Here is a 26477-nt window from a genome sequence, read left to right as displayed (position 1 = left end):
AAAGTAATAAAAAATGCTATTTATATCTAATTTGAGAATATGGAAGAATGCATACGGATCTGCGCTTCCCGCATACCCTGATTCAGGCGCGCTCAAAAACGGTGGCAATCCCCTGGCCCAGCCCGATACACATCGTGGCGAGGCCAAATTGCCTGTCACGCTGTTCCAGCAGGTTGATTAATGTGGTGGTAATGCGGGTTCCGGTGCATCCCAAAGGATGGCCAAGTGCGATGGCGCCGCCATGTTGATTAATCTTGTCGTCGATCTGGTCAAGCAGGCCCAGCCCTTTAATGCAGGACAACACCTGCGCGGCGAAGGCTTCATTAAGCTCAAACAGGTCGATATCTTCGATGGATAGCCGGGCGCGTTTCAGTGCTAATTCGCTGGCCGGAACGGGGCCGTAACCCATGGTTGAAGGCTGACTGCCCACCACCGCCATGGCACGTATACGGGCGCGTACAGGCAGGCCATGTGCATGTGCATACGACTCGCTGGCCAGTAAGACTGCTGATGCGCCGTCTGCCAGTGACGACGACGTCCCTGCAGTGACCGTTCCCGTATGAGGATCAAAAACGGGTCGCAGATTATTGAGACTGTCCAGGCTGGTTTCCGGGCGGATGACCTCATCTTTTTGATGGCGAACCAGTGCGCCATGAGCATCATGACCGTGGGTAGGCACGATCTCTGCGTCAAAAAGCCCCTTAAGACTTGCATGTGCGGCCCGCTGATGGGAACGCAGCGCAAATTCATCCTGCATTTCCCGACTGATGTTATGCATTTTTGCCAGTAGCTCCGCCGTGAGCCCCATGTTGCCTGCCGCACGGGCAACGGTTTTACTCAGGGCGGGATGAAAATCAATGCCATGGGTCATCGGAACATGGCCCATATGTTCAACCCCCCCGGCGATACAAAGAGTGGCGTCACCAACCATGATGGCCCGCGCGGCATCATGTAACGCCTGCATGGATGAACCGCAAAGCCTGTTCACCGTCGTCGCAGGCACCGTGTGAGGTATTTCCGCCAGCAGTGCCGCATTACGGGCGATATTAAATCCTTGCTCCAGCGTTTGCTGTACGCATCCCCAGTAAATATCGTCAATGTTTGTTGACGACAGTCCGGGTTGTCTGGCCAGCAGCTCGCGCATCACATGTGCTGAAAGGGCTTCTGCGCGGACATGGCGAAATGCACCTTCACGGGCGCGGCCCATCGGCGTTCTGATCGCATCTACAATAACGACATTTTCCATTGAATATTCCTTATGCCAGTACGCTGCGTTGAGCATCGGCGGTGGGATGAGGATAAAACGGTGCGCTCTGGTGAGCAGGGGAAAGCAGCAATGCAGGTAACTGATAGAGGCCACCCAGCGCGCTAAAGTGCCGGGCCGCGCGGTTAAAGTTTGCCGTACCCCGGGTATCGACATAACGGCATGCACCGCCGCGATAAACCGGGAACCCCAGCCCCTGAATCAATGCGGTATCTGCTTCAGCAGCGGAGCCGATCACGCCTTCTTCAAGGCAGCGGATAACTTCATTCACCATCGGGATCATCATGCGATCGATAATGTCATCTTCGCTCAGCGGCAAAGGGGGAGACTGCAGTGCGGCCAGCTTCGTCTCAAAATCTTTATCTGCCACACGCTGGCTGCGGCCCTTCTTGTCCTGCTGATAGCGATAAAATCCCTGTCCTGTTTTTTCTCCCAGACGCTGATGTGCGTGAAGAAAATCAATAATTGCCGTGGTATCGGCGTTAAAACGCTCGGGCCAGGCGGCAGAAAGCTGTTTAAAAATGGCGTGTGCGGTATCGATCCCGATAACATCCAGCAACCATGCCGGGCCCATTGGCCAGCCAAAGGCATCTTCCATTACCCGGTCAATATGGCGGAAGCTGATGCCATCACGCACCAGCATCAGCAAACCGCTCAGGTAAGCGAAGAGCACCCGGTTGATAAAGAATCCCGGCCTGTCTTTGACGATCACGGGGGTCTTTCCCAGCCTCCTGGCATAGGCCACCACGGTTGCCAGCGTGGCATCCGAGGTGTTTTCACTGCGAATAATTTCCACCAGCGGCATGCGCTGCGCCGGATTAAAGAAATGCAGGCCGCAAAATTGCGTCGGTCGTGTCAGTCCGCGTGCCAGTTCACCAACCCCAAACGTTGAGGTATTGGTGACCAGCACGGTGTCCCGGGCAATGTTTTGCTCTGCCGTGGCCAGCACGAGGGCTTTTACCGCTTTATCCTCTACCACGGATTCAATCACTATCCCGGCCAGATCAAGCCCTTTATAGCCTGCTGTTACGCGTATGTCTGACAGCACGCGGGCCATGTGATTTCCGTCAATCTGATTTTTCGCCAGAAGCTGGTTAAGCCATTTTTTAGGAGCATCCAGCGCAGCGAGCTGGGATTGCGGTCTGTTAGCGTGTATCAACGCGGGTACGCCATGCAAAGCAGAAAGATAAGCGATTCCCTTACCCATAATCCCGGAGCCCAGTACCGCGACCTGTTCAACAGGCTGACCATATGCCGCCAGCGTTTCTGCCCGTCTGATGACCTGTCTTTTGCTGAGGAACGCCCCGATAGAGGACTTTGCTTCGTCCGTGCGCGCCAGCCTGAGAAACTGCTGGCGTTCGGCGTCTGAGGCTTCGCGGTGGGCATGGGAGGCTGAAAACTCGACAGTACTGATAGCAGCAACCGCGGCCGCCTTATACTTCTGTACCGAATTTTTTACCCCTGCAGACGCATGGAAGAATGTCATAACAGACTCTGTTGTGCTCAGGCGCAGCGGGGCCTGTTTTTCACGCCGTGCGACCCGCCAGTCCAATTCACCCTGCGAAGCACCGGTCAGCATATGTGTCGCCGCACTCAGGAGTTGCGACTGAGCGATCCTGGCATCGATCAGGCCCAGTTTCAGGGCGCGGTCGGCATCAGAAGACTGGCCGGTGGTGATAAGCTCCAGGGCATGATCGACCCCCACCAGACGGGGAAGTCGCACTGTGCCGCCAAAGCCCGGAATGAGACCCAGGCTCACTTCCGGCAGGCCCAGACTTGAAGCCGGTGTGGCGATGCGAAAATCGCAGGCCAGCGCCAGTTCACAGCCCCCGCCCAGTGCCGCGCCGTCAATCGCCGCAAGCGTAGGGAAGGGCAAATAATTAAGTAAGTCTAACGATTTATTAGCGTTGTTGATCCAGACGTCGAGGCTATTATCCTGCCGATATTGCAAACTATGTAATTCATACAAATCGGCACCGAGATTAAAGTTATTTTTAGCCGAGCGAATTAATAGCCCCTTAATTTCATTATGATTGCGAGCTATAGTTAATGCTGCATAGAGTTCCTCAAAGAAAACGGAATTCATGGTATTAACTTTGGCTGCGGTGCTATTCAGAACCAGCTCTGCTAACCCATTATCCAGCCAGTTAACGGTCATTTCACGGCCATGAAAAAGCATTTTTACACCTCATTTATTCGGGTGAAAGAAAGCCAGCGACAAGGATTTAATCGTCACAGTATTTGCTGAGCCTTTATTCGGCTTAATAATGATTAGCACAAAATAGATGAAGGGTTTAAATGCCGATTTTGACGTTTAATATACAAAAATGTAGAGTGTTAATTAAAAATTTTATTATGTTTTTCCGGGTTATTATATTAAGAATTGGCATTTAACTTTCTTTACATTCTGATGCAAGTTTATTCCAACTTAACTAAAACGGGACAAACTGCATGAATACCTGGAGTAATATTAAGAAAGCCGTTCAGATCAGTAACAGCTTCTGGCAGGTAACACAGGACTCAGGTTTATCGAACCTGGCAATCACCAATCTTGGCAATGGTCATCATCAGCAAGTCAACAGTGATCACCGCTTTGTGAATATGTCCTCATATTCTTATCTGGGGCTTGATTCACACCCTGAAATTCTCCGGCAGGCCATTGCCGCCTTGCAAAGTAATGGTTCGCTCAATACCTCCACCTCGCGCATACGCATCCAGTTTGAGCTACTGGGGCAAGCTGAGCAGGCGCTGGCCGATCTTATTGGTGCTGACGTGATTACTGTCGCCTCCTGTGCCGCTGCTGCTCAGGGTATTTTGCCGCTGGTTGCATCCGGGGCGCTGACGGAGAATCAACCGCCGGTGCTGGTCTTCGATAAAAATGCTCATTTCTGTCTTAACATCATGAAACCGGTATGCGCTGATGAAACCGAAGTCATTACCATTGCTCATAATGATCTGGAACAACTGGAAGCGATCTGCAAAAAATATCCGCGCGTGGCCTATGTGGCAGATGGGGTTTACAGCACCGGTGGCCAGGCTCCGGTAAAAGAACTTCTGCATTTACAGGAAAAATATGGCCTGTTCCTGTTATTTGATGAGGCTCATGGCCTGTCTACTGTGGGTAAACTTGGCAGGGGACTTGTACTGGATACGCTCGGAGAAATTAATGACCGGACGGTCATTATTACTTCTCTCAATAAGGGGTTTGGTGCTTCGGGAGGGGCGGTGTTTATTGGCCGGCGACCTTATAACGAACAGCGTACGCTCATTTCTCGCTTTGCCGGTCCATTCCTCTGGTCACAACGTATCAATACTGCCGGGCTCGGTGGGATCCTGGCGTCGGTCGCCCTTCATCACACTCAAGAGCTGACGCAATTACAGAATCAACTGCAGCAAAATATCGAATATTTTGATTCGCTGATTGCAAACGACAATCACAATGACGGGCTGCCAATACGTTTTATTCAGATAGGTTCCGAGGAAGCGACCATCTCAATCGCCAAAACGCTATTTGAACGTGGTTTTTATACCTCGCCGATTTTCTTCCCGGTCATTGCGCGCGGTAAAGCAGGTTTGCGCATTATGCTACGTTCAAACATCAGCCGCAGTGAGATTGCGGAGTTTGCCGGACACGTCAACCAGTTGCGAGCGAACTATGAATGAATCTGAAAGTTACCGTGTTCCGGCCGTGGACACGCTTTCGTTGAGGATCATGTCGCTGGCCTGTCTGGTCGTGTTCATGACGCAGATGGCGACCACCATCTACCTTCCTTCACTTCCGGTCGTGATGCGGGAGCTTGGGATGACCCAGAGCGCGACAGAGTTGTCGATCTCGATTTTCGTCGTCGGCGCGGCGGTGCCCGTTATTTTCTGGGGAGCGGCGGCAGACCGCTATGGACGGCGCATCTCACTGACATTATCGCTGGTGTTATTTATCGGCACCAGCCTGCTGCTGGCGTGGTGCAGGGACGCTAACCTGCTTCTGGTTTTACGTGCCTTGCAGGGGATCGGCGCGGGGGGAGCCGCGATTATCGGGCGCATTCTGGTTAAAGATAACTGGAGTGGTGCGGAACTGGCAAAACGACTTTCCGTATTGTCGGTAGCGTTTATTACCGCGCTGGGCGGCGGACAGTTTATCGGCGGACTTATCAGCTATTACCTGCACTGGCAGGTTGCCTTCCTGGTGCTGGCCGCCACCGGCTTTGTTGCGCTGCTTTTCTCACTGACGGTGCCGATGGCGTATGCCGAACCTGCCAGGATCAGCAAGGGTATGGCGCACGCCTACTTAACCATTCTGCGGCGCCCAGGGTTTTTTTGGCCAGCGTGCGTGGGAGGGCTGGGCTTTGCCACGACCGTGACGTTGCAGGAAGTCAGTCCGTTTGTCATGCAGCAGAGTTTTGGTCTGGAGGTGACCAGCTTTGGTCTCTTTGGCCTGCTTATCGGCATCTCCTATCTGGCCGGCGCATTGACGGTAAATCGCATCGTGCACGCTACGGGGGTGGTCACCTTAATGCGTCGTGGCTCGTTGATGGTCGCGATCTCCGCGCTGGCGCTGCTTGTTCTGTGGTGGGCTGGGCTACTTAGCCACACATCGGGACTGGTTATTTTTATCCTGCTGTATTGTCTGATTATTTTCGGCCAGGCGGTGATGTTCCCAAGCAGCATGTCGGCGGCGGTGAACGATGGTAAGGATTTCGGTGCTTACGCGATGGCGCTGTGCGGGTTTCTGCAGCAGGGGATGGCGGGAATTGCCTCCTCATTTGCCGTGCTGCTGGAGCATCACGGCACATGGACGCTGGCCATCTTGCTGACCGGACTGGCGAGTTTTCTGATCGCCCGGTTCAAAGTCCACGCTTAATTTCTAAGAGAGGCACCATGGCGACAATTGCAGCACGTCATTACACCGATAATCCGACGTTTCGTGAAAACCAGCAGGCATTTGCCCGGATGCAGCAGCCAATAGATGAAGCGCGGCAAGCGGCGCTCCAGGGAGGAGGGGAGGCGGCTCGTCAGAAACAGGCGGCGCGTGGCAAACTTTCAGCCCGTGAACGTATCGCCCTGCTGATTGACGTAGGCAGCGCCTTTGTTGAAATTGGGCAGTTGGCTGCTCATCAGGTATATGAACATTCGGTGCCGTCGGCCGGGATCGTGACCGGTATCGGTATTATTAAAAATCGCGCAGTGGCGATTTACGCCAATGATGCTTCGGTAAAAGGCGGTGCATATTATCCGCTGACATTGAAGAAGCATCTGCGCATGCAGCAGATTGCCCGTGAAATGGCACTTCCCAGCGTCTATCTGATGGACTCGGGGGGCGTTTATTTGCCGCTTCAGGAAGAGATTTTTCCTGATGAACATCATATCGGGCGCATTTTTCGCAATATTGCTGAAATGTCCGCGGCGGGTTTACCCCAGATCGCGGCGGTGTTGGGTTCCTGTACCGCAGGAGGAGCATATATACCCGCAATGTGCGACGAAACGGTGATTGTCAAAGACAACGGCACTATTTTCCTCGGCGGCCCGCAGCTGGTGCGTGCTGCAACGGGGGTAATTGTTGATGCCCAGACCCTTGGCGGTGCCGATGTCCATACGCTGGATAGCGGTGTGGCCGACCACTATGCAGAACATGACCGTCATGCGTTGCACATTGTCCGTGACATTATTGCCCGCAGCGATGCCGGTAAGCTTGCGTCACCGCCGATGGCGGCGGTTGAGCCGCTGTTCGATCCGCGCCAGATCCCTGGCATTATCAGCGCAAATCCGCGTGAACCTATCCCCGTTCGGGAGATTCTTGCCCGCCTGCTGGACGGCAGCGAGCTGACGGAATACAAAGCCCGCTATGGGCGCACGCTCATTTGCGGAACGGGCCATATCGGCGGTTTTCCGGTCGGGGTGTTGATTAATGACGGGGTGCTGTATTCAGAAAGCGCGCAGAAGGCGGCGAACTTTATCGAGCTGTGTGTACAGCGCAATATCCCCTTGTTGTTCCTGCATAACATCAACGGCTTCATGGTGGGGCCGGAGTATGAAGCCGGGGGCATTGCCAAACACGGAGCCAAAATGATGAATGCGGTCGCCTGCGCCCGTGTGCCTAAATTCTCTGTCCTGATTGGCGGCAGCTTTGGGGCGGGCAATCTGGCGATGTGTGGTCGCGCGCTTGGCCCGCAGCTCATGGCAATGTGGCCGAACGCGAAAATGTCTGTCGTCGGCAGTGAGCAGGCGGCAACGGTGATGGCACTGATGCGTGAGGAGCATTTAGAAAAAAAAGGCCAACCTTTCACCGCTGAAGAGGCTGAACGGGTCAAACAACCGGTCCGCGATGCTTATGACCGGCAGGGACAGGCATTGTATGTCGCTGCACGTTTGTGGGTGGATGCCGTTATTCTTCCCGAACATACCCGCGACTGGCTGGCGTTGGGACTTGCGCTTGCCCACCAGGCACCCCAGCAGACGACCCATTTTGGCGTTTTCAGGATGTGAACCATGTTGAATCGAATTCTTATTGCTAACCGTGGCGAGATTGCCCGACGTATTGCCCGCACCGCCAGAGAAATGGGTATTGAGTACGTAGCGGTTTATTCTGATGCCGATACCGAAGCCGATCATCTGTCAGGTGCAATACGGACCGTCAATATTGGTGGCCCGCTTGCCGCCGACAGCTATCTGAACATTGATGCGCTTGTGAGTGCCGCACGTCATTCGGGCTGTGATGCGGTTCATCCCGGCTACGGATTTTTATCTGAAAACCCGGAGTTTGCCGAGGCGGTTTCCCTGGCTGGGCTGACGTTTATCGGACCGTCGGCGAATATCATCCGCGATATGGGCAATAAAATTCTGGCCCGGCAACAGATGGAAAAAGCGGGAGTGCCAGTACTCCCCGGATCGCAGGAAGCTTCTGAATCCTTCAGTGTGCTGAATGCGCTGGCTGAAGAAATAGGATATCCGGTGATCCTCAAGCCTGTCGCGGGTGGCGGGGGTAAAGGAATGCAGGTGGTGGAGCAGGCTGCTGAAATGCAGGCGGCCGTTGCCGCGGCCGTGCGTATCGCCAGGGCTAACTTTAACGATGGCCGTCTGATGATCGAACGCTATATCCATTCGCCGCGTCATATCGAAGTGCAGATCATGGGTGATAAGCACGGGCAGGTGGTGCACCTGTATGAAAGAGAATGTTCACTGCAACGGCGGCATCAGAAAATTATCGAAGAAGCCCCGGCGACGTCCATTTCTGCGGAGGTTCGCGAAGCAATGTTAAACGCGGCCGTCAACGGGGCACGGCAAATAGGCTATTTTAATGCGGGAACATTTGAGTTTATCGTTGCGCCTGACAACCGGTTTTATTTCCTTGAGGTCAACACCCGCCTGCAGGTAGAGCATCCGGTGACGGAAATGATCACAGGACTGGATCTTGTTGAGTGGCAGATCAAAATTGCGGCGGGTGAACAACTGCCCTTGTCTCAGTCGCAGATAGTCAGTAAGGGGCATGCTTTTGAGAGCCGTATATATGCTGAGGATCCGGACGATGACTTTACTCCCTCGCCAGGACCGGCCTCAGTAACATGGCCGGAGACAGCCCGGACCGACAGTGCTTTCGACCACCATGGCGAGGTACCTGCGTTTTACGATCCGCTGATTGCTAAACTTATTGTCCATGCCGCAGATCGCGAGCAGTCCCGGCTTAAAATGGTGCAGGCACTGACTCAGACGTGGGTGTTTGGGGTAACGACCAATAGTGGCTTTCTCCTGGAATTATTAAACCATCCCCGGGTGATGGCCGGTAACCTGCATACCGGGTTAATTGACCAACTTCTTACGGAGCGTGACGTCTCAGTCGGGCCACTGGCTGCCGTTGCCAGCGCAGCTGCACTGCTGGCAAAGCAGGAAAGTGCAGGGCGTACCTCTTCCCCCTGGTACGGGCTACAGGGAAACAGTGACCGGCAGGCATTAGACCCGGCGGCACCCGCAGGAAAAATATATATCCGCTATCAGGGGAATGAAATTGCTGTCAATCTGCTGACGCTCGGTAATACCCGGGTACTGACGGCTATTGGTCCGGAGACATTCACCATCACTATCGCGCCGGTGGATCATGGCTGGGGCGGGCAGTGTGGTGATGTGAGCTGGCAGGGAAGAGAGAGAAAAGGGATCGTGGAAGTGATACTGGCGGGCAAGCGATACCGGGTCGATAGCCAGCTGCATCTGGAAGAGAATAACCGTTCGACTGGCAATGGCGTAACAGCCCCCATGCCGGGAACCATCGTATTTATCGCGGTAGAACCGGGCGCATTCGTTAAGGAAGGCGATACGCTTGCCATCGTCGAGGCGATGAAAATGGAAAACCGGGTGGTGGCTGTCACCGGGGGGGTGATTGCTGAGGTGCTGTGCGCAACGGGTGAGATCGTCAGTAGCGGGCAGCAACTTTTTACCCTTGAGGAGAGGCCGGGTTAATAACCGCATTTTCACACATTGGTTTATAGGGGTTACGGATGCCGGGGAACAGAATCGTAAACCTGGAAAGGTTTTTCAGAAGGCTGAGACGGCGGATTTTAGTGTCGTTAAGATACCTTTGGTGGCCACGTCATTATCGAACCGCAAACTTTTGCGGATCCGGAACCTCATCACATATAACCAGCCAGGGACCGAACCCACCGGAATACGACGGCGGTCTTCTTCCAGAGATGCGCCACCAATTAAGACGTTGTCTGGATGGAGCATGTCGTAATCCCGGCAAATAAGAACGCCTTTGCGTCTGATGTTTTTAACCCGATCCACGTATTGCAAATATCAACCAATATCAGGCTTAAAAAATAATGAAAAGACGAGGCAATTATTATTCAGACCCCCGGGAGACTTCGGCTGTTTCGCCACTCTCCTGCATGTACGCTGTGGTTGTCGTCTACTGAGAAACTGAGCGTAGCGGTGCCCCCGCGCGCAGTCCCGCCATCACCATGTCGATGAGCCAGGTTAGCCGGGGCTGCCACTCATCATTAAAATCGAGCTGCCATATCCCTGCAATTGCCAGGAAAAAGTCGTCAGTGGTAACCCCCGGGTGGATAGTTCCCGCTTTCTTATTGGCATCAAGTAACAACTGAGCGGCAGCAATGACAGGGGCATAGCCTGCCTTTTCCGGACAGTCCCGCGAGAGCGATACCTCGCGAATGGCATTGGCCAGGCCTGCTTTGGTCATTGCGTATTCGGCAAGGCGATTCATCCAGTCACGCAACGCCTGTTCGGGTGCGCAGGTCCGGAGCAAATGTTCTGCAAACTTTGTGACCTGCAACATCTCATAGCGATAAACCTCCATCACTAATACCTCCCGTGTCGGGAAGTTACGATAAAAAGTGGCCTGCCCGACGCCTGCCTTCTTCGCGATCGTGCTTAGGGGCACGTCTGCGGAAACGGTCAGTTCCTGAAGTGCAACCGACAGAATACGCTCGCGGTTTTGCTGCGCGTCAGCACGTGCCGGGCGCCCCGTTTTTTGTTGCTGTGTCACCAGTCCTCCTGTCCACAATATTAAAACTTGCTTAACGGACAATTGTCCGTTAATTTTTTCCAGTCGGACAACTGTCCGTTTGGCATTCTACCTTTTTCATCAATCCGGAGAAACATATGAAAACTTCAGGTAATACGATCCTCATCACGGGTTCCACGTCGGGGATAGGGCTGGGCCTTGCGGTACGTTTTCATGAAGCAGGCAATAAGGTCATTGTAGCTGGCCGTCGCAAGGCTTTACTTGATCAAATCACAAACGATTACCCCGGCATCGAGGCCATTGAACTCGATATTGCCGATGCCGGTTCCATTACCCGGGCAAGCGAACTCGCAGCAATACGCTACCCCGACCTGAATGTTGTCATCAACAACGCCGGTATTATGTTGAGCGAAAATGTTTTGGATCAGAATGCAGTGAAGATTGCGCAACAGACTGTTGAGATCAACCTTCTGGGGACCATTCGTATGACTTATGCGTTCTTGCCGCAGCTGGTTAAAAAGAATGACAGTGTCATCATTAATGTCAGTTCCGCACTGGCGTTTGTTCCGTTCCCTATTGCCATGACCTATAGCGCCACAAAAGCTGCGGTTCATTCATTCACTGAAAGCTTGCGTGTTCAGCTCGCCGACACTTCCGTACGCGTAATTGAGTTAGCGCCCCCAGGCGTGCAAACCACATTGTTTGGTCAGGAAAGTGACGAGCATGCCATGCCGCTGGAAGACTTCATTAATGAGACGATCGACCTTTTGCATGCAGAGCCCACACCTGATGAAATCATCGTTGAGCGCGCCAAATTTTTACGTACTGCCGGGGCTACGGGTCACTACGACAGCGCCCTTAAAATGCTTTCTGAATGGAAGGCTGCAGACTAAGAGCGTTCGTGGCAAAGAATATGGGCAACCCCGACGCAGCAGATTAGTCACTCCATAATCGAACTGAAATGACCCCAAATCTGACGACCAAATTCTCCCGATGCGGAGGGAAAACTGAACATGCATCGGGAAGACTTTTCATGCTAGCTCGTTGAATTTAAATGATACAAAGGTTCGTTCAGTTTTATGAAAAACAAAAAGCCCGCTTAAGTTTCCTTAAGCGGGCTTCTCTAAATAATTAATGGTGCAATAAGTCACTTAAAAACTTCCTGGCACGTGGGTGTTGCGGATGATTGAAGAAGTTTTCCGGTTTGGATTTTTCCAGAATTTTCCCCTGATCCATAAACCAGATTGTGTCCGCCACGTCGCGGGCAAAATTCATTTCGTGTGTGACGCACATCATGGTCATACCTTCACGTGCAAGACTGCGCATCACATTCAGGACTTCACCGACCATTTCCGGATCAAGCGCCGACGTCGGTTCATCAAACAGCATCACTGGCGGTTTCATGGCTAATGCCCGGGCGATGGCAACACGTTGCTGCTGCCCGCCGGAAAGCTGTGCCGGATAGGCATTGGCTTTGTGTGATAATCCGACACGTTCCAGCAGTTCACCCGCGTGCTTGCGCGCTTCCTGACGTTTCACGCCGAGCACCTTTACCGGCGACATCATGATGTTGTCCAGCACCGAAACGTGCGGGAAAAGATTAAAGTTCTGAAAGACAAAACCGATACGCGTGCGCAACTGGTTCAGTCGGGTGCTGGTGCCATGAATATCCATGCCATCGAACAGGATCTGGCCCTCTTCAATAGGTTCCAGCCGGTTGACGGTGCGGATCAGCGTTGATTTGCCCGAGCCGGACGGTCCGCAAACCACTACGACTTCACCACTTCTAATTTCAGCACTCAGGTCGGTCAGCGCCTGATATTCGCCATACCATTTATTAACCTGATTAAATAAGATCATCGGTCGCATCGTCGTTCCTTATTATGGTTGAGTCTTCAGCAGTGGAGCCTTCGTCATTTTCTCCGCTTCCGGCATCCGGTTCTGTCGTTTGCGCGTGATACGGGCTTCAAGCTTATTGGCCAGCCACGTCAGGCTGAAACAGATGATGTAATAGCCAATCGCGACAATCGCGAAGACTTGAAAAGGTTTGGTCAGCAGTTGGTTATTCACCTGATTAGCGGCAAAGGTCAGCTCCGGCACGTTAATGACGTAACCCAGCGTGCTGTCTTTAATGATAGAAACCAACTGGCTGACCAGACTTGGCAGCGTGTTGTATAACGCCTGCGGCAGAATAATCAGACGCAGCGTTTTGAAATAACTCATCCCTAAAGCGCGCGCCGCTTCGTACTGGCCGCCCGGCAGCGCCTGAATGCCGCCGCGCACGATCTCGGCGATATACGCACTTTCATAAATCACCAGCGTACACAGCATAGTGCTGAAGCCGCTGATGTTGTGACCGATTAACAGTGGAACGCAGAAATACGTCCAGAACACCACCATCAGCAGTGGAATGCCGCGTAAGCCGTAGACCCAGCAGGCAGCGGGCCAGCTCAGCCAGCGGAAAGGCGATAAACGCGCCAGCCCGAGCAGAATACCCACCGGCAGTGCAAACAAAACGGCCAGCAGGGAAATCAGTAACGTACAAAGTATCCCGCCCAGTGGCCCCTGCGGGTATTGCCCCATCAGGAACAGCATCCCGTTGTCGTGCAAAATCGTGAACATCTCAAGCATGTGATTACCTCGCGTAGGCCCGCTGGAACCGGCGGGCCAGCAATGCGCCAGCACCCATCAGCAGCAGAGAGAAGAACAGATAACCGGCAGAGGCCACCAGATACGATTCGAAAGTCCGGAACGTCTGGTTTTCAATATCACGGGTCACGTAAGTCAGTTCAGCTACGCCAATGACCATAGCCAGACTGGTGTTTTTGAACAGTAAAACGGTGTGGTTGAGCAGCGAGGGCAGCGCGTTGCGGATGCCCTGCGGTAAAATAACCGAACGCAGCGATCGGGTGTAACTCATGCCCAGCGCGCGTGATGCTTCGGTTTGCCCTTCAGGAATAGCGCGTAATCCGCTGCGGATGTCTTCAGAGAAATACGCCGCCTGACACAATCCGAGCGCAAACATCGAGAACAGAAACTCGGCGTTGAAATCGTTAATCCACATCTGCACAGATTCCGGCAGCAGCGTCGGAATGGCGAAATACCACATCATCAGCTGAATAAGCGTCGGTACATTGCGGTGATACGACACATAGGCGCGGACGAAATATTCGGCGGCGCGTTTGTGCGTCAGCCGGATGACGACCAGCAGCAGGGCAATACACATCGCGAGCAGCCAGGACCCCAGCGCCAGCTTGAGGGTGACAACCATGCCATCGACGATCATCTGCCCGAACTGACCGGTCAGGACTTTGCTGAAATCGAGCGTCATCGTATTTTCACCCTCCTGAATGGTTGTACTGTGGGTTTATAGGAAAAAGATCACAGACCTTCGCCGGGGCGCATGGTGGAAAGGCCACCGGGAACCTGCAACGTCGGGGTGATTTCGATGTTGCCGATGTTGACGGCAATCGGCGCAGAAACGGCAAACGCCACGCAATCGGCGATGTCTTTGGCTTCGGGCAGTTCAAAACCGTCAATGAAACGGCGGCGGGCTTCTTCGTGATCGCCGGAAACATTGCCGAAAATATCAGTCGCCACGCGGCCCGGGCAGATTTCAGTGATGCGCACACGCTTGCCGTAGCAGTCAACGCGTAGCTGGCGTGACAGGGCGTGAACTCCGGCTTTGGTGGCGTGATAAATCGAGTTGCCGCCGAAGTTATAAATCGCGGCAATCGAGGTGATGTTGATGACGTGGCCGCGATCGCGTTCCATCATGCCCGGTACCAGCAGGCGGCAAAGATGCAAAACGGCGCGCAGATTCACATCCACCTGCGTATCCACGGATTCTTCATCGGCGCTCAGGATAGAGCCGGGACGGGAAACCCCGGCGTTGTTCACCAGAATATCCACGCTGATCTCGCTGCACAGGCGCGTCACCGCGTCGAGGTCGCTGACGTCGAGCGCATGCGGAATACAACCGGTGCGGGCGGCGAGGGCGGCCAGCTGATCGGCGCGGCGCGCGACGGCATGAACGGTGATCCCTTCCTGACAAAGGCGTTCGACAATGGCTTCACCCATGCCGGCCGATGCGCCGGTCACCAGCGCGGTTTTGTAATCTGAAAATGGCATTGCGACTCTCCTGTTAAACCTCCGGCTCCATCATGTTCTGCCGGTGGGTGTTTTCTGACTGTATCCAGTAATTCTCAGACGGTATAAGACATAAACCGTGTGAGGCGATAAGAGGGGCTTATAACAGCGTGTTTTACCGTGCCATCTGGCGGCGTTGCCGGGCTGGCGGCATCAGCGCGATGTCCATTTCGGCAATAATTTCCCGCAGCGTATGCACCATTTCGAGGGATTCCGGCGTATCGCCGTGAACCAGAATCGATGTCGCATCCACCGGCAACGTCGCGCCGTCGATGCTTTGCACCGTGCCTTCGCGCAGCAACTGCCGGATGCGCGCGCGTACCTGCTCTTTGTCATGAATAACCGCGCCCGGCAGCGTCCGGCTGACCAGCAGGCCGTTGCTTTCATAGGCGCGGTCGGCGAGAAACGTACCAATCACCGGCAAATCCAGCGCCCGCGCCATGCGTTCGACGGCGTTGCCGGGCATCGTGCTGATGATCATTTGTGCATCGAAATTCTTCACCGCCTGCAATAACACCCGCGCCAGCCGGGCGTCTTCGGACACCATATTGCCCAGCGCACCGTGGAAACTCATGTGCGTCAGCGGGTAATCCGCCGCTTTCGCAAAAGCAGAAAGCGCGCCAAGCTGATAGGTGACGTAATGCGCCATCACCTCCGGTTCGATATGCATCCGGCGGCGGCCAAACCCGGACAAGTCAGGGAATCCGACGTGCGCGCCGAGATCCACCTGATACTTTTTCGCCAGCGCGACGGTCTTCGCCATAATCACCGCATCCCCCGCGTGAAACCCGCAGGCCACGTTGGCGGAGGTGATCAGCGGCATCAGCGCGGCGTCGTCGGCGATGGTGTAATCGCCAAAGCCTTCGCCGATATCGGCGTTTAAATCGATGTATTTCATGCGGCCAGCTCCTCGCGGCGTAAAGTGAAAATCTCCGCACCGTATTCCACGCAGTCACCGTCTTCCACGAACAGGGATTCCACCACGCCCTGCACCGGGCTGCGCAGCGGCAGATAAATCACGCCGACTTTTAGCAGGCCGAGCAGCGCATCTTTCCCGACTTTTTCACCCGGTTGTGTGAACGGAATTTTGTTGAGCGGATGCCGTAACAACACAATGCCGGGGAAAGGTGCACACACCGCGTCGGGAGCGGTCAGCACGGGAAGCGCAGGCGTTTCGTCCGGCATGCGGCATGGCAAAATGGCGGGGGAGACTGGCGCGTATTTCATGCTGATCCGAAAGCCGTTTCCGCTGAGTTCAATCTGGCTCAGGCCGGACGTACGCATCTTTCGTGCGATATCTCGCAACTCGCTGAGTGCTGGTGCTTTTTTTTCCATATCCTTCCCGTCGAAGAGAGAGTGTCCCCGCGCAATAACGACGACAAAACGACCCGCTTTGCGGGCGGTAAAAGCACTCTATCGTGTCACTGCCGACGTCAGGAAAGAGGATTTCGCTTTGCGGTAATAAGGTGTGCTTATTACCCCACCAGCGTCAGTGGCCGGTTATCCACCGTGCGGCTGGCCATCAGCGACAGTAAAATCGCTTTGACCGCTTCGGCGGGCTGGGACAGCGGCAGATGGTCGGACATGCAAAATGACAGCGCCGCCTGAATATTCGGTTTATCAATTTTCGCCATCCACGAACCCGAGGCTTTGAGCATCGCGCGGGCGGCGGATTCCGGCATGATCGTGCAGCCTAAACCCGCCGCCAGCGCAGCATTGAGGGTGGTTTGCGATTCGATTTCGCATTTCACGCGGTACGTCACTGCTTCATGGATAAACGCGTCGTCGATGACTTTACGCATGATGTTGTAAATGCGCGGCAGGAACAGGTCATACTTTGCCACCTGCGCCAGACTGACGGATTTCAGCGGTTTGCTCAGCGCGTGCGGGCAGACGAAATACAACTCTTCTTTCATCAGCGGCATAAACCGTAATCCGTGAATTTCCCGGTTGCCGTAAATCACCGCCATATCCATCCGGCCATTCATGATCAGCTCGCTGAGCGTGGTGCCGAAGTTTTCATTGAAATACAATACGATGCCCGGATATTGCCGGTGGACTTCTTCCATCAGCGGCAATGCCAGTTGCTGTGCGGCGGTGCCCGGCGCAAGCCCGACAGAAACGCTGCCCGAAAGTGCCAGCGCCGAGCCGTCAATCGCGCTCTGGGCCTGATCGCACTGGCGCAAAATGGCCTGCGCGTGGATATACAAAATCTTGCCCGCTTCGGTCGGCGTCACGCCGCGTTTGGTGCGGATCAGCAGTTGCTGATTCACTTCGCCTTCCAGCGTCGCGAGTTGCTGGCTGAGCGCAGGCTGCGCAATGTGCAGGATATCTGCGGCCTGAGTGAGGCTACCCACATCGACAATCTTGATAAAATATTTAAGGCGGCGGAGATTCACGATGGCATCCTCATCACGGAAACAAGTGGTGTTATAAGTAATGTGTATGAAGCAAGATGAGTGCCAACACGCACTAACAGGCTGATTTATGTCCGATATCCAGTTTTCCTTCTGATTTACCCGCCGATTTATTCACTGTATAGCCGGATGTTTTCTGCCTTTGCGCAGCCTCCCGAATAATGAAAATTCCCGCCTGCACTGCGCCGGTGCAAATTGCCTGATTTGCGCGTTCAGCCATTGTTTTGTGTTATGTCACCACAACAAAGCGCTATTGGTCGGCGCGGTCCGTTCCTCATTACTCTTTCCCCTGAAGTGCCTCATCGCTGTCCGTCTTTTTACGTTCGATAAAAACAATGGAACCCCAGGACCATGCCTGATATCGCCGATCGCTTAAAAAATGTCTCTGTTTCTGCCTCCGTCGCCATGACGCAAAAGGCCCGTGACCTCGCAGCCGCAGGCGTGAACGTCATTGCGCTTTCTACCGGTGAACCGGATTTTCCGACGCCCCCTCATGCCACGGAAGCCGCCTACGCCGCCGCGCTCGGCGGTGATACCCGTTATCCGCCAACCGATGGAACCCCGGCGCTGCGGGCGGCCATTGCGCGTAAATTTCAGCGCGATAACAACCTGAATTACGACGTGGGCCAGATCCTCACTGCAGGCGGTGCGAAGCAAATTATTTTTAACGCGATGCTGGCGACGATTAATCCGGGCGATGAAGTGGTGATCCCGACGCCGTCGTGGATTAGCTATGCGGATATCGTCAAATTCGCGGGCGGTATTCCGGTGCCGGTGGCCTGCCCGGAGGAGAACAATTTCAAGCCGTATCCGCAGGACATCGACGCGGCGATTACGCCGAAAACCAAGTGGCTGCTGCTGAATTACCCGAGCAATCCGACCGGTTCCGTGGCAACCCGCCAGGAATTGCAGGCGATGGGCGAGGTGATGCTGCGCCATCCGGGCGTGTGGATCCTGACCGATGACATTTACGAACATCTGATCTATGACGACGTGACGTTTTATACGCTGGCCGAAGTGGAACCGCGTTTGCTCGATCGCGTGCTGACGGTCAACGGCGTGTCGAAAGCCTATTCCATGACCGGCTGGCGTTTAGGTTTTTGCGGCGGTCCGCAAGATCTGATTAAAGCCATGAGTAACGTGAACACGCAAAACAGCGGCGGCGTCACCACGCTCACGCAGGCAGCGGCGGTCGCGGTGCTTAACGGCCCGCAGGATTTACTGAAAGAGCGCGCCGAAATCTACCGCCAGCGCCGCGATTACGTGCTGGAGCGGTTAACATCCGTGCATGAACTGCGCTGTCATAAACCGCAGGGTGCGTTCTATCTGTTCGTGAACATTGAAGGCTGCATCGGGAAAACCACCGCAGGCGGGCGTCACATCAATAGCGATGCCGATTTCGTGATGGCGCTGATCGAAGAAAAACACGTCGTCACCGTGCAGGGCGCGGCCTACGGCATGAGTCCGTATTTCCGCATTTCGTATGCGACCAGCATGGAAGTTTTGCAAGACGGCTGCGACCGGATAGCAGAGTTTTGTGCGGAGCTGAAGTCATAACGTCTGAGTCAGAAGCATAAAAAAACGGGCCTGTTCTGGCCCGTTTTCTGTTTCATCCATAGGGCGTTTTAAACACCCATGATTTTCTTCACCGGCATAACGCCATCGCGCAGGCGGGTGAGCCACTGGCTGATCTGCGCCGCAACAGCAATGGCCTCGCGTGCATCGCTTTTGACCAACTGAATGCTTTGACCGGGCTGAACCTGCGCCAGGCGCCATAAGTCTTCTTCAATAATTCCGGCAATTTTCGGATAGCCTCCGGCGGTATTGGCGTCAGCCAGCTGAATGATCGGCTCGCCGGCAGGCGGAACCTGAACGATGCCGGGGACTAAACCGTATGAACGCATTTCGATGACTTTCGAGGGCGTGACCGGCGCGCCGGATAAGCGGTAACCGGTGCGGTTGCTGTGCAGGGACACTTTCCACGGCTGCGACCAGAAGCGGGGAAGATCGGCTTCAAACAGCGTGTATTCTCCGGCGGGAATAGCCCGCAGTTGCACGCATCCCTCAGTGCTGGTCGGGAATACGTTTGCCAGCGCGATCTCCGGCGGCTCGATGCCCATACCTTGCGCAGGCAGGGGAGATGCGGTGGTTTTACCCGCCGCGAGGCGATCGTTTTTCTCCAGTGGTCGTCCGTCTAAACCACCAAAACCACCACGCAGCGCGGTACTGCGCGAGCCCATAACGACCGGGACGTCAATGCCTCCGGCGACGCACAAATAGCTGCGCGCACCGTAACGCGGGAACTGCATTTCCAGTTCCTGCCCTGCGCGGACGGAACACGCCCACCAGGGCGGAAGATCTGTACCGTCGAGCTTCGTGCGGCAATCTGCGCCGGTGATGGCAATGCTGGTATCGGCGAGAAACCGGACCTTAAACGGAAACATCTGCACTTCAATGCAGGCGGCGTTTTCGTCATTGCCCAGCATGATGTTGCCCGCGTGAAACGCCAGCGGATCCATCACGCCGCTGACGGACACGCCGATATCCCGAAATCCGTTGCGGCCCGCGTCCTGAACGGTATTCAGCGGGCCGGTTTTCACTATTTCAATCACGGCTGGTTCAGTCACAATTCAATCCTTTCTGGCAGAAAGCGCACGCTGTCCCCCGGTGCCATGAGTGCAGGATTCTCCGCCTGCGGGTCAAACAGCGTCAGTTCGGCGAATCCGATGGCGTTCCAGCCGTTTGGCCCGGTCAGCGCGGAAATCCCGGTCTGTGCGCCGCCGATGGTCACGGTGCCTTTGAGCATATTCAGCGAGGGGACTTTTTTACGCGGCGTGGCCAGAGACGGATCCAGCCCGTGGAGATAGCCAAAACCCGGTGCGCTGCCCAGTGAAAACACCGTGTAGCAACCCTCGGAATGGCGATGGATGACCTCGCGTGGCGAAAGCCCGGTATGCTGGCAAACCGCGTCCAGATCGGTGGCATATTGGCCGCCGTAAATCACCGGAATTTCAATCAGTTTGCCTTGCGGATGTACGGCCTGTGCCTGTTCCCAGGCGGCCACCAGCAGGGCAAAGGTGGCGTCGTAATCTGCCGGTGTCTGGCGAAACAGCACCAGCAGATTGGTCACGCCGGGGATCAGTGATTCGATATCATTACGCGCACGCAATGCGACCGCCAGTGACCAGATGCGGCGCTGAGCGGGCAGGTCGAAATCTCCTGGCGCTTCAATCAGCCATGCACGGCTGCCGATGGTGGAGATTTTGATGTTGTCGCCCTGACTGGCAAGAATAAAAGAGGCGCGGGAAGGCGCCTCGTGCGACGCAGTGATCATCGGTTATTCCAGAGGTTCGAATTTAAGGCTGGAGAGCGGCTGTACTTTGTCTTCGCGCACCATTTTGTATTCGGTATTTGGCCCGATCCAGGTATCCCAGATTTTATCGATGGTGCCGTCGTCATCCATCGCTTTCAGGCTGCTGTTAACCTTCGCCAGCAATGCCGGTTCGTCCTTTTTCATGCCGACGCCAATCGGCTCCAGCGCCATCGGCTCTTTGATCATCCCCAGTTCAATGCCGTCTTTTCCGGCCTGAGAAATCATTTTGATGGCGGTCATGGTGTTGGTCACAAAGCCCACCGCTTTATTCTGTTCCAGCGCCAGAAAGGCCGACGCAGCATCCTGGAAGGTCACGGCTTTTGCGCCTGCCAGATAAATCGATTGTTCAGACGTTGTGCCTTTGGTGGCGCTGATGCGTTTGCCTTTAAAATCCGCACGAGTTTTATCGACGTTGGGCTTTTTCACCACCAGCACTTCTTTCGCCACATAATACGGGTCGCTGAACTGAATCTGTTGGCCGCGTGTTTTGGTATACGCCAGATTGGCAATCAGCACGTCGGCGCGCCCAGTGGCGATCACCGCAATACGCGCTTCAATAGACGTCGGCATCAGATTGAGTTTTACGCCCATCTGTTTGGCTAACGCCGTACATAAATCGACGTCCATTCCCGCAAGCTGGCGCGTTTTCGGATCCGGCGACGAGAACGGCGGCACATCGGAATACACGGCACAATTGAGTGAACCGCGTGCCTGAATATCAGAAAGAACATCCGCTTTCGCAGAGGAAAAGGCCGCCATCAGTGGCAACGCCAGCAAGGAACAAGACAGTAACTTCAGTTTCATCATTCATTCTCCGGGATTTTTTAATTAGCAGTGTGTGACGACAACTTCCCCTGGCTCACTGTGAGCAAAACTGGCTGCGGTTTCTTTATGAGTCAGCCCGACTATATAAGCTCACCCTGGCGTTGTATAAGAAGTAAACCCTGTATGGCGATACGCTTTTTGTATGACCGGGAAAAAGGCAGCTCTGCCAGAATAGCGGACAGATTCATCCCGCTGCTCACCAGGAACGAAGGTTAATAATGAACGCCAGAATGGGTATTTCGCTAAAAATATTATCAGCCCTGTGTGCCACATTAATGCTGGCCTGCGTGAAAGGGTTAGGCGGAAATATACCTACCGGAGAAGTGATATTTTTTCGCTCTTTTGTTGCCTTATTCCCGCTGCTGATCTGGCTCAAATTGCAGGGCCCTGTTTTCCCGCAAATTAAAACGAAGAATATATTCGGCCATTTAATTCGCGGTTTTTCCGGCACGGGTGGAATGTATTTTAACTATCTGGCGTTAGTGTATATCTCGCTGGCGGATGCCACGGCGATAAGCTACGCCGCGCCGCTATTTACGGTGGTCATGGCCGCGGTTTTACTGCGTGAAAATGTTCACGCAGCCCGCTGGCTGGCGGTGGGCATCGGTTTCACCGGCATTATCGTCATGCTGTGGGCGCATCTGACAGACAGCGGTTCGCTGCTGTCGGGCAGTGTTAAGCAGGTTTCGGCGGGGCTGGGCGTGATTCTGGCGCTGCTGGCGGCGATGTGTACTGCCGTCTCTTCGGTGCAAATCCGTTTTTTAAATGGCATCGAAAGACCGGGCGCGATCGTTTTCTACTTCTCGCTGATGACCATGCTGATTGGTCTGGCGACGATTTTCTTCGGCTGGAAAATCCCGACTACCTTGCAGCTTTTACTGCTCATCGGTTGCGGATTTTTTGGTGGAATGGCCCAGATCCTGATTACGCTGAGCCTGCGTTACGCCGATGCGTCGCTGCTGGCGCCTTTTGATTACACCACGATGGTCTGGTCGATGATGCTTGGTTTTCTGTTCCTCGACAGTTTTCCATCATCTTCCACGCTGGCCGGTGCGTCAATCGTGGCCGCAGCCGGGATTTTCGCCTTATTGAGTGAGAGGCGTATAAACAGAACGGCTATTATCAAATCAGCAAAGTAGGGGAGTAAGGGGGGCGGTAAGCATCCTGATCTCCTCCAGGATATCTCAAACGTGCGTGGAACTAAAACAGGTGTGCTTACATAATGGCTACGCGAATTTTAGCCAAGCCAGCACGGCAATAACGAATTACATCACAGGATATTACAGCCAGCTCAGACCCCATCAATATAATGGTGGTTTGACGCCGAATGAATCAGAAAGATTGTTCTGGAAAAACTCTAAAGCCGTGGCCAGTTTTTGTTGACCAGTACAGACCTCATACTCATTTTCCTCCAATCAGAAACGTCCTTCGTGCTAACCCATCCTATTCAGCAAAATCGCAAGGCATCGACCGTTTTGTGATCTGTATTGCAGTACATGATTAACACTTTGTACTACAATTTACATCAAGGTTAAGAACAATAATTGTGAATTGTGCGGTGATATTGCGACGCATAGGCTCGATACAGGTAAAGTACCCGGCAACTTTTCCTTTTAGTCTTTTGTGGAGCATCTATGAGTAGCCAGGAGTTGAGCAAAACCGATCGCATTATTCTCGAGATAGGGCAGCAAATCGTCAGTGGCAAATATGCCCCAGGGTCTGCATTGCCGGCGGAAACCGAGTTGTGCGAAGAGTTCCAGACGTCACGGAACATCATTCGTGAAGTGCTTCGCTCGTTGATGTCGAAGCGGTTGGTGGAGATAAAGCGTTATCGCGGTGCCTTTGTGGCTTTACGCAACCAGTGGAATTATCTGGATACCGATGTTTTGCAGTGGTCGTTGGCGAATGATTATGACCCGCGGCTGATCCCGGCGATGAGCGAGGTGCGTAATCTGGTTGAACCGGTCATTGCCCGCTGGGCTGCGGAAAGGGCGACCTCCAGCGAATTAGCGGTTATTGAAAAGGCACTTAACGATATGATCGCCGATCACCAAAATCGTGACGCATTCAATGAGGCTGATATCCGTTTTCACGAAGCGGTACTGGCGTCGGTGCATAACCCGGTGCTGCAACAACTCAGTGTGGCGATAAGTTCCTTGCAGCGTGCCGTATTTGAACGGACCTATATGGCCGATGAAGCCAACATGCCGCGCACATTGAAGGAGCATCAGGATCTGTACGATGCGATACGGCATCAGAACGCAGATGCAGCAGAACAGGCGGCACTGACAATGATCGCCAGCTCGACCAAAAGGCTGAAGGATATTACATGAGAGAAAGTTATATCGCCATTGACTGGGGTTCGACCAACTTGCGCGCCTGGCTCTACCTGAACGGTGAATGTACCGATCACCTGGAGTCAGAAGCGGGGGTTACCCGGCTCAATGGCCGTACTCCTGAACAGGTTTTCCGCGACACACTTTTACCCTGGCAAGCTCATCAGGTACCGGTTCTGATGGCGGGAATGGTTGGCAGCAATGCGGGATGGATGACGGTACCGTATCTGCCTTGCCCGACGCGGCTGACTGATTTCTCCAGACAGTTAACGCGGGTGGAGCAGGCCACACCGTTCAACGCGTGGATTATTCCCGGTCTGAGTGTGGTCAGCGAGGGTAATTGCAATGTCATTCGCGGTGAAGAAACACAGTTAATCGGTGCTTATACAGAATGTCCGGCTTCGCTTTATCTGATGCCGGGAACGCACAGTAAATGGGTACAGATGGACGGTAGCGAGATTGTTGATTTCCGTACCGTCATGACCGGCGAACTCCACCATTTGCTGATGCACCATTCGCTGATTGGTATCGGGCTGACTGAGCAACAGGCGAATCCGGCGGTATTCCAGCAAGGGCTGGAGAGTGGTTTCAAAGAAACCAACATTATTCGCAGTCTTTTTGAGGCCCGCGCGGCGCATGTGTTAGGGCAATTAGATAAAAGCGCCGTCAGTGAATGGCTATCGGGGTTGTTGATCGGCAATGAAGTGTCGCAAATGCAGCGGCAATACGGCATCACTGGCGATCAGCCCATCACCTTAATTGGGAGTCCCAAACTGACCGCACGTTACCAGCAGGCATTGAAGTTTGCCGGACTGACCTGGCAAACGCTGGAAGGCGATCGCGCTTTCCAGACAGGTATAAGGAGTATTATCAATGAGTTGGAGTACTAAACTTCCATTAATCGCCATTCTGCGCGGTATCACACCACAAGACGTTCAGGCGCATGTGACAGTATTGCTGGAGGCAGGTTTTGATGCAGTGGAGATCCCACTCAACTCGCCTGACTGGCAGCGCAGCATCAGTGAAACGGTGAAAGAGTTTGGGCATCGGGCGCTGATTGGTGCCGGGACGGTTTTACAATCTGCGCAAGTTGATGAACTGAATGCAATGGGTAGCCGTCTGGTGGTCACCCCTAATATTCAGCCGGAAGTGATTCGTCGGGCTGTGGGGTATGGCATGACCGTTTGCTCTGGTTGCGCGACCGCGACGGAAGCCTTCAATGCACTGGATGCGGGCGCTCAGGCGCTGAAAATCTTTCCTTCCAACGCATTTGGACCGGATTACATCAAAGCGTTGAAAGCGGTGCTACCGCCAGAAATTCCGGTCTTTGCCGTGGGGGGGATCACTCCTGAAAATTTACATCTCTATCTTAATGCCGGTTGCATCGGTGCAGGGTTGGGAAGTGATCTCTACCGTGCCGGACAGTCTGTTGAACGTACGACACAACAAGCTAACGCCTTTGTTAAAGCTTATAAGGAATCAACCCGATGAAAGTGACCAAACTAACCACCTACCGGCTACCGCCGCGCTGGATGTTCCTGAAAATAGAAACTGATGAAGGCATTGTCGGTTGGGGAGAACCGGTTGTTGAAGGCCGTGCCCGCAGTGTGGAGGCTGCTGTGCATGAGCTGTCTGAATATGTGATCGGACAGGATCCGGCGCGCATCAATGACATTTGGCAGACTCTGTATCGCGGTGGATTTTATCGCGGTGGGCCGATTCTGATGAGCGCGATTTCCGGTATCGATCAGGCACTGTGGGACATTAAGGGCAAAGCCCTGGGCGTTCCTGTTTATCAACTGCTCGGTGGTCTGGTTCGCGATAAGATTAAAGCCTACAGCTGGGTTGGCGGCGACCGCCCGGCAGATGTGATTGAAGGCATTAAAAAGTTGAAAGGCATTGGTTTTGATACCTTTAAACTCAATGGCTGCGAAGAAATGGGCATGATAGACAATTCACGTAAAGTTGACGATGCCGTCGCCGTCGTGGCGCAAATACGTGAAGCATTCGGTAACAGCATTGAGTTCGGACTCGACTTCCATGGCCGCGTCAATGCACCTATGGCGAAGATTCTGATCAAAGAGCTCGAACCTTACCGTCCGCTATTTATCGAAGAACCGGTACTGGCCGAACAGGCAGAATACTATCCTCGTCTGGCTGCTCAGACACATATTCCCATTGCAGCCGGTGAACGCATGTTCTCGCGCTTTGAGTTCAAACGTGTATTGGCCGACGGTGGTTTAGCCATTATCCAGCCGGATTTGTCGCACGCGGGTGGGATCACGGAATGCTTTAAAATTGCGGCGATGGCAGAGTCTTACGATATTTCGCTGGCACCGCATTGTCCGTTGGGGCCGATCGCACTGGCTTCTTGCCTGCATCTGGATTTTGTGGCGCGTAATGCGGTATTCCAGGAGCAGAGTATGGGTATCCATTATAATAAGGGTGCCGAATTATTGGATTATGTCATTAATAAAGAAGATTTTACCATGACGGATGGTTATTTCTATCCGCTGAATAAACCTGGACTGGGCGTTGAAATTAATGAGGAGTTGGTGATTGAGCGCAGTAAGAATGCCCCTGACTGGCGCAACCCAATTTGGCGTTATGAAGATGGTGCTGTCGCCGAATGGTAACCTGTTAT

The 26477-nt window shown here is 53.9% G+C and carries 25 protein-coding genes and 1 pseudogene; 12 read left to right on the top strand and 14 right to left on the bottom strand.

Annotated features, from left to right (window positions below):
- Positions 1–82 precede the first annotated feature (82 nt).
- Positions 83–1246 (bottom strand): acetyl-CoA C-acyltransferase FadA, encoded by a 1164-nt coding sequence (gene fadA / locus ACOZIO_RS20500; RefSeq protein WP_421595647.1) that lies wholly within the window; start codon positions 1244–1246, stop codon positions 83–85.
- Positions 1247–1256: 10 nt separating this feature from the next.
- Complete coding sequence (locus ACOZIO_RS20495; RefSeq protein WP_421595646.1) at positions 1257–3443, bottom strand: 3-hydroxyacyl-CoA dehydrogenase NAD-binding domain-containing protein; 2187 nt, start codon at positions 3441–3443, stop codon at positions 1257–1259.
- Positions 3444–3715: 272 nt separating this feature from the next.
- Between ACOZIO_RS20495 and ACOZIO_RS20490 the strand changes: the two genes are divergently transcribed.
- The 4 genes from ACOZIO_RS20490 to ACOZIO_RS20475 are packed head-to-tail and all read left to right on the top strand — an operon-like array spanning position 3716 to position 9709.
- A complete protein-coding gene (locus tag ACOZIO_RS20490) occupies positions 3716–4927 on the top strand; it encodes an aminotransferase class I/II-fold pyridoxal phosphate-dependent enzyme (protein ID WP_129950997.1) in 1212 nt (403 codons plus the stop codon).
- A gap of 49 nt (positions 4928–4976) precedes the next feature.
- Positions 4977–6122, top strand: a complete 1146-nt coding sequence (locus ACOZIO_RS20485) for an MFS transporter (protein ID WP_217219037.1) — start codon at positions 4977–4979, stop codon at positions 6120–6122.
- 17 nt (positions 6123–6139) lie between these two features.
- The gene (locus ACOZIO_RS20480) at positions 6140–7744 is read left to right on the top strand and encodes a carboxyl transferase domain-containing protein (protein WP_421595645.1); all 1605 of its coding nucleotides are present in this window, start codon (positions 6140–6142) and stop codon (positions 7742–7744) included.
- A gap of 3 nt (positions 7745–7747) precedes the next feature.
- Positions 7748–9709, top strand: coding sequence for an acetyl/propionyl/methylcrotonyl-CoA carboxylase subunit alpha (locus tag ACOZIO_RS20475; RefSeq protein WP_217156418.1), 1962 nt, complete (start codon positions 7748–7750; stop codon positions 9707–9709).
- 75 nt (positions 9710–9784) lie between these two features.
- Here the strand turns inward: ACOZIO_RS20475 and ACOZIO_RS20470 are convergent, their stop codons facing one another.
- Both ACOZIO_RS20470 and ACOZIO_RS20465 read right to left on the bottom strand, forming a co-directional pair.
- Positions 9785–9976 carry a hypothetical protein gene (locus ACOZIO_RS20470; protein WP_235174041.1) on the bottom strand — a complete coding sequence of 64 codons (192 nt, stop codon included), beginning with the start codon at positions 9974–9976 and terminating at the stop codon, positions 9785–9787.
- Between the two features lie 181 nt (positions 9977–10157).
- The gene (locus ACOZIO_RS20465; RefSeq protein ID WP_129951000.1) at positions 10158–10754 is read right to left on the bottom strand and encodes a TetR/AcrR family transcriptional regulator; all 597 of its coding nucleotides are present in this window, start codon (positions 10752–10754) and stop codon (positions 10158–10160) included.
- A gap of 116 nt (positions 10755–10870) precedes the next feature.
- On the opposite strand from ACOZIO_RS20465, the gene ACOZIO_RS20460 reads away from it, so the two are divergent.
- On the top strand, positions 10871–11626 hold the full coding sequence (locus tag ACOZIO_RS20460) for an SDR family oxidoreductase (protein WP_421595644.1): 756 nt from the start codon (positions 10871–10873) through the stop codon (positions 11624–11626).
- A 238-nt stretch (positions 11627–11864) separates the two neighbouring features.
- Here the strand turns inward: ACOZIO_RS20460 and ACOZIO_RS20455 are convergent, their stop codons facing one another.
- The 7 genes from ACOZIO_RS20455 to nac form a co-directional block, all read right to left on the bottom strand.
- A complete protein-coding gene (locus tag ACOZIO_RS20455) occupies positions 11865–12602 on the bottom strand; it encodes an amino acid ABC transporter ATP-binding protein (protein ID WP_013576021.1) in 738 nt (245 codons plus the stop codon).
- Positions 12603–12614: 12 nt separating this feature from the next.
- The gene (locus tag ACOZIO_RS20450) at positions 12615–13364 is read right to left on the bottom strand and encodes an amino acid ABC transporter permease (protein WP_129951002.1); all 750 of its coding nucleotides are present in this window, start codon (positions 13362–13364) and stop codon (positions 12615–12617) included.
- Between the two features lie 4 nt (positions 13365–13368).
- A complete protein-coding gene (locus ACOZIO_RS20445; protein WP_013576019.1) occupies positions 13369–14064 on the bottom strand; it encodes an amino acid ABC transporter permease in 696 nt (231 codons plus the stop codon).
- Between the two features lie 50 nt (positions 14065–14114).
- Positions 14115–14864: an SDR family oxidoreductase gene (locus tag ACOZIO_RS20440; protein ID WP_013576018.1), complete on the bottom strand. Its 750-nt coding sequence runs from the start codon at positions 14862–14864 to the stop codon at positions 14115–14117.
- Positions 14865–14997: 133 nt separating this feature from the next.
- Complete coding sequence (locus ACOZIO_RS20435) at positions 14998–15780, bottom strand: LamB/YcsF family protein (RefSeq protein ID WP_129951003.1); 783 nt, start codon at positions 15778–15780, stop codon at positions 14998–15000.
- Positions 15777–16217 carry an acetyl-CoA carboxylase biotin carboxyl carrier protein gene (locus ACOZIO_RS20430; protein ID WP_129951004.1) on the bottom strand — a complete coding sequence of 147 codons (441 nt, stop codon included), beginning with the start codon at positions 16215–16217 and terminating at the stop codon, positions 15777–15779. Before ACOZIO_RS20430 ends, ACOZIO_RS20435 begins: the two co-directional genes overlap by 4 nt.
- A 140-nt stretch (positions 16218–16357) precedes the next feature.
- Positions 16358–17281: a nitrogen assimilation transcriptional regulator NAC gene (gene nac / locus ACOZIO_RS20425; protein WP_129990874.1), complete on the bottom strand. Its 924-nt coding sequence runs from the start codon at positions 17279–17281 to the stop codon at positions 16358–16360.
- 369 nt (positions 17282–17650) lie between these two features.
- On the opposite strand from nac, the gene ACOZIO_RS20420 reads away from it, so the two are divergent.
- Positions 17651–18856: a pyridoxal phosphate-dependent aminotransferase gene (locus ACOZIO_RS20420; RefSeq protein WP_217157415.1), complete on the top strand. Its 1206-nt coding sequence runs from the start codon at positions 17651–17653 to the stop codon at positions 18854–18856.
- 68 nt (positions 18857–18924) lie between these two features.
- On the opposite strand, the gene ACOZIO_RS20415 is transcribed toward ACOZIO_RS20420, so the two are convergent.
- Genes ACOZIO_RS20415 through ACOZIO_RS20405 form a run of 3 tightly spaced genes read right to left on the bottom strand, consistent with a single transcriptional unit; the run spans position 18925 to position 21476 of the window.
- Positions 18925–19911, bottom strand: coding sequence for a biotin-dependent carboxyltransferase family protein (locus ACOZIO_RS20415; protein WP_421595681.1), 987 nt, complete (start codon positions 19909–19911; stop codon positions 18925–18927).
- Positions 19912–19922: 11 nt separating this feature from the next.
- Positions 19923–20633, bottom strand: coding sequence for a 5-oxoprolinase subunit PxpB (pxpB, locus tag ACOZIO_RS20410; protein ID WP_129951007.1), 711 nt, complete (start codon positions 20631–20633; stop codon positions 19923–19925).
- Between the two features lie 3 nt (positions 20634–20636).
- Complete coding sequence (locus tag ACOZIO_RS20405; RefSeq protein WP_041689107.1) at positions 20637–21476, bottom strand: transporter substrate-binding domain-containing protein; 840 nt, start codon at positions 21474–21476, stop codon at positions 20637–20639.
- Between the two features lie 239 nt (positions 21477–21715).
- Between ACOZIO_RS20405 and ACOZIO_RS20400 the strand changes: the two genes are divergently transcribed.
- From ACOZIO_RS20400 to dgoD, 6 genes and pseudogenes are all read left to right on the top strand, one after another.
- Entirely contained in the window at positions 21716–22636 is a 921-nt protein-coding gene (locus ACOZIO_RS20400; protein WP_129990872.1) for a DMT family transporter, read from the top strand.
- An 85-nt stretch (positions 22637–22721) separates the two neighbouring features.
- Positions 22722–22880: pseudogene (locus tag ACOZIO_RS20395) on the top strand (IS3 family transposase); the annotation flags it as partial.
- 251 nt (positions 22881–23131) lie between these two features.
- The gene (gene dgoR, locus ACOZIO_RS20390; protein ID WP_013575998.1) at positions 23132–23830 is read left to right on the top strand and encodes a D-galactonate utilization transcriptional regulator DgoR; all 699 of its coding nucleotides are present in this window, start codon (positions 23132–23134) and stop codon (positions 23828–23830) included.
- A complete protein-coding gene (locus ACOZIO_RS20385) occupies positions 23827–24723 on the top strand; it encodes a 2-dehydro-3-deoxygalactonokinase (protein ID WP_129990871.1) in 897 nt (298 codons plus the stop codon). Before dgoR ends, ACOZIO_RS20385 begins: the two co-directional genes overlap by 4 nt.
- A complete protein-coding gene (locus ACOZIO_RS20380; protein ID WP_129990870.1) occupies positions 24707–25324 on the top strand; it encodes a 2-dehydro-3-deoxy-6-phosphogalactonate aldolase in 618 nt (205 codons plus the stop codon). The genes ACOZIO_RS20385 and ACOZIO_RS20380 overlap by 17 nt, the downstream gene beginning before the upstream one ends.
- Positions 25321–26469 carry a galactonate dehydratase gene (dgoD, locus tag ACOZIO_RS20375; RefSeq protein WP_015690092.1) on the top strand — a complete coding sequence of 383 codons (1149 nt, stop codon included), beginning with the start codon at positions 25321–25323 and terminating at the stop codon, positions 26467–26469. The genes ACOZIO_RS20380 and dgoD overlap by 4 nt, the downstream gene beginning before the upstream one ends.
- The last annotated feature ends 8 nt before the right edge of the window (positions 26470–26477 follow it).

Source organism: Rahnella sp. PD4 (assembly GCF_049199325.1).
Classification (GTDB): Bacteria; Pseudomonadota; Gammaproteobacteria; order Enterobacterales; family Enterobacteriaceae; genus Rahnella; species Rahnella perminowiae.
This window is presented reverse-complemented; position numbering and strand designations above follow the sequence as displayed.